Below are 3,774 nucleotides of genomic sequence, written 5' to 3'. Positions count from 1 at the left end.
CGCGCGGGCGGGCCGCCCCCCACGGGAGTCCGTGGCGGGGGCGGCCCGACGCTGCGGGGGAGCCTCCTGGGGTTCTTTAGTAGACGGACGCGCTGTACACCGACAGCGGCTCGGTGATGGGCTGGAAGAACGTCGTCCCGCCCGAGGAGCAGTTGCCGCTGCCGCCCGAGGTCAGGCCGAGCGCGGTGTTCCCGGCGAACAGGGAGCCGCCGCTGTCGCCCGGCTCGGCGCACACCGTCGTGCGGATGAGGCCGCTGACGCTGCCCTCCTGGTAGTTCACCGTCTGGTTGAGCGCGGTGACCCGGCCGTTGTGCAGGCCGGTGGTGCTGCCGCTGCGGTACACGGTCTGGTTGACCGCGGCGTTTCCGGCGCTGGTGATGTCGCGGGTGCCGCTGTAGAGGCTGACCGTGCCCTGCGTGTCGGTGGGCGTCGAGGAGTACGTGACGATGCCGTAGTCGTTGCCGGGGAAGCTGCTGCCGGCGGTGCGGCCCAGCGTCCGGCCCGAGCTGTCGGTCCAGGTCGAACCGATGTTGGTGCAGTGCCCGGCGGTGATGAAGGCGTAGCCGCTTCCCCTCCTGACGTTGAAGCCCAGCGAGCACCTGGCGCCGCCGGTGTAGATGGCCTCGCCGCCTCGGGTGAGCGTCTGGAACCTCCCGGCGACGCTCTCGGTGCGGACCGCCGCGCCCTGCCTGCTCGCGGCGGCGCGGACCTTCGTGAGCCGGGCGCCCTTGACCGTGCTGTCCACGCTGAGGACGACCTGGTTGCTCGCGGGGTCCACGGCCCAGGCGGTGCCCGGGACGGTCGCCTCGCGCTTGAGCGCGGCCTCGACCTTCTTCAGGTCCGCGCCGCTGCGCGCGACGGTCCGCGGCACCGCGCCCGCGGCGCGCACGGCCTGGGCGGCCTGCGCGTCGGTGACCGTGACGACCAGCTTGCCGTCCTTGAGGTAGGAGCCCGCGCTGCGGGTTCCGAGCTGGTTCGCCAGGGACGTCGCGACGTCGCCGGGAGCGGCCGGTGCGGCGGGAGCCGCCGGAGCCGCGGACGCGGTGGGAGCGGTGGCCAGGGTGGCGGCCACCAGGCCGGCCGCGGCCGTGGTGACGGCCGCGGCACGGACGCGCCTGTGACGGATCTTCACTTGTGCCTCCACGGGGGATAGGGCGCACCCGAGTGGTGCGCCGGAGGTCATCGACATGGTGTAAGAACAGTCAAGGCGGACGTAAGACGCAGAAGGTGACTAATTCGACACGTTCCCGTTGGCACTCTCGAAGCGGCGCCCGTGGTCAGTCCGGCAATGCCATCCGCCGCGCGCCGGGTAAGAACGATGTTCGGTCCCGGTCCTTTCGCCGGGGCGGAAAAAGGACCGGGACCGAAACCTCTCCGGCTTCCCGCCGCCTGGGAGCTCCGGCGGGCCGCCGAGGGGCCGGCTAGTAGATCTCGACCCCGAACGCCGACAGCGGCTCGGTCACGGGCTGGAAGAACGTGACGCCCCCGGACGAGCAGTCACCGCTGCCGCCCGAGGTCAGCCCGACCGCGCTCGACCCGGCGAACAGCGGGCCGCCGCTGTCGCCCGGTTCGGCGCACACCGTCGTCTGGATGAGGCCGCTGACGCTGCCCTCCTGGTAGTTCACCGTCTGGTTGAGCGCGGTGACCTGCCCGTCGTGGACGCCGGTGGTGCTGCCGCTGCGGGTCACGGTCTCGCCGACCGTGGCGTCGGCGGCGCCGGTGATGTCCTGGAACTGTCCGTTGACCGTGACGCCGCCCTGCGTGTCCTCCGGGCTGGAGTCGTACTTGACGAGGCCGTAGTCGTTGCCGGGGAAGCTGCTGCCGGCGTTGCCGCCGAGCGCGCCTCCCGATTCGTCGGTCCAGGTGGAGCCCGCCTCGGTGCAGTGCCCCGCCGTCAGGAAGTAGTACTCGCTTCCCTTCCTGACGTTGAAGCCCAGGGAGCAGCGGGCGCTGCCGGTGTAGATCGGGTCGCCGCCGGCGGTGAACATGCGGAACCTCCCCGCGACCCGCGTGGTGCGCACGGCCGCGCCCTGCTTGGTCGCGGCGCTGCGCACCTTGGTGAACCGGGCGCCCTTGACCGTGCTGTCCATGGTGAGGACGACCTGGTTGGCGGCCGGGTCCACGGCCCAGGCGGTGCCCGGGACGGTCGCGTCGCGCTTGAGCGCGGCCATGACCTTCTTCAGGTCCGAGCCGCTGCGCGCGACGCTCTTCGGCACGGCCCCGGCGGCCCTGACCGCCTGCGCGGCCTTGGCGTCGGTGACCGTGACGACCAGGTTCCTGGTCGCCTGGTCCACGTAGGCGCCGGCGCTGCGGTCGCCGAGCCGTTGCGCCAGCTTCGCGGCCACCCCACCGGTGTCGGATCGGGTGGTGACGCCCCCGCCGGGCGCGTCGAGGGTCGCGTTCGCGGCGGGGACGGCGACCAGGGCGGTCGCCACGAGCCCGGACGCCGCCACGGTGGCGGCGGCTCCGCGGACGCGGGTAGGACGGATCTTCACTGTGCCTCCAGGGGGGATTGGGCGCGCCCGAATGGCGCGCCGGAGGTCACGGGTCATGCTGGAAGATTCCTGAACGCCCATGTAAGTCGAGAAAGTGACTAATCGACCATCTACGGATTGTCACAATGGGTGCGGGTTCCGTGGTCGATCCTCGGGGAGGACTGTCCGTTTAGCTGGTTTCGGGCGGGACGGGAGGTCCAATGGGGTGCCCTCCCGGGGTGACGCCGGCCTCGGGGGCGCGGGAGGATGGTCCGGTGACGCTCCTCTTGGCCCGTTCCATCCTTGAGTCGCTGCTCGACCCCGCCCCCTGCCTGGACGCCCTGCGCCGCGGCTTCACGGCCGAGGACGGCGGGGCCGCCGCCCGCCGGGTGATCGTCGAGCTGCCGGAGCAGGGCACCGCGACGGCGCTGATGCCGGGCGTGGTCGAGGGGATCCCCGCCTACACGGTGAAGGTGAACGCCAAGTTCCCCGGCAGCCGGCCGGCGCTGCGCGGCGTCGTCTGCCTGCACGACCTCGGGACCGGCGAGCTGCTGGCCCTGCTGGACTCGGCGACCGTGACCGCCTGGCGCACCGGCCTGGCCGCCGCGCTCGGAACCCACGTCCTGGCGCGCCCCGCGGCCGGCTCGGTCGCGGTGATCGGTGCGGGCGCGCAGGCCGAACTGGTCATGCGGGGCCTGGGCGAGCTGCGGGAGGTGCGCGGCCTCACCGTGTTCGACCTGGACGCCGCCCGCGCCGCGGACTTCGCCGCGCGGCACGGCGCCCGGCTGGACGCGCCCGCGACCGTGGCGCCCGACCCGCGCGCCGCCGTCCGGGACGCCGGGATCGTCGTCCTGGCGACCTGGGCGCGCCGCCCCCTGCTGCACGCCGCCGACGTGGCCCCCGGGACGCACCTCACCTCGCTCGGCGCGGACCAGCCCGGCAAGGCGGAACTGGGGGCCGACCTGCTGGAGGGCGCCCGCGTCGTCGTCGACGACGTCCCCCTGGCCGTCGAGATGGGCGTGCTGGCGGGCGCGGGCCTGGACGTCGAGCACGCCGCCGGGACGCTGCGCGACCTGATGCGCGGCCAGGTGCCCGGGCGGGTGAAGGACGGCGAGATCACGGTGTACGCGCCCGTCGGGCTGCCCTGGCAGGACCTCGTGCTGAGCTGGACGGCCTACACCGCGGCCCGCGCCGCGGGCGCCGGCGCGGAGTTCGATTTCCTCGGCTGAACCGGTTTCGGCCATCAGGTGTACGGCCGCTAATTGGCGGAATACCCAGCGCTGGATTCCTGGTTTTCCCG

At 73.3% G+C, this 3,774-nt stretch carries 3 protein-coding genes; 1 reads left to right on the top strand and 2 read right to left on the bottom strand.

The features are described 5' to 3' along the window. Positions 1 to 76: 76 nt before the first annotated feature. Both BJ999_RS27855 and BJ999_RS27850 read right to left on the bottom strand, forming a co-directional pair. The gene (locus tag BJ999_RS27855; RefSeq protein WP_229810524.1) at positions 77 to 1,132 is read right to left on the bottom strand and encodes a S1 family peptidase; all 1,056 of its coding nucleotides are present in this window, start codon (positions 1,130 to 1,132) and stop codon (positions 77 to 79) included. Between the two features lie 289 nt (positions 1,133 to 1,421). Next, positions 1,422 to 2,495 carry a S1 family peptidase gene (locus BJ999_RS27850; protein ID WP_229810523.1) on the bottom strand — a complete coding sequence of 358 codons (1,074 nt, stop codon included), beginning with the start codon at positions 2,493 to 2,495 and terminating at the stop codon, positions 1,422 to 1,424. 254 nt (positions 2,496 to 2,749) lie between these two features. Here BJ999_RS27850 and BJ999_RS27845 point away from each other — a divergent pair, with 254 nt between their 5' ends. After that, positions 2,750 to 3,703: an ornithine cyclodeaminase family protein gene (locus tag BJ999_RS27845; protein WP_179836008.1), complete on the top strand. Its 954-nt coding sequence runs from the start codon at positions 2,750 to 2,752 to the stop codon at positions 3,701 to 3,703. Positions 3,704 to 3,774 lie beyond the last annotated feature (71 nt).

It is taken from the genome of Actinomadura citrea (genome assembly GCF_013409045.1).
GTDB lineage: Bacteria > Actinomycetota > Actinomycetes > Streptosporangiales > Streptosporangiaceae > Spirillospora > Spirillospora citrea.
The sequence above is the reverse complement of the archived record's forward strand: the minus strand, read 5'-3'. Positions and strand labels throughout refer to the sequence as shown.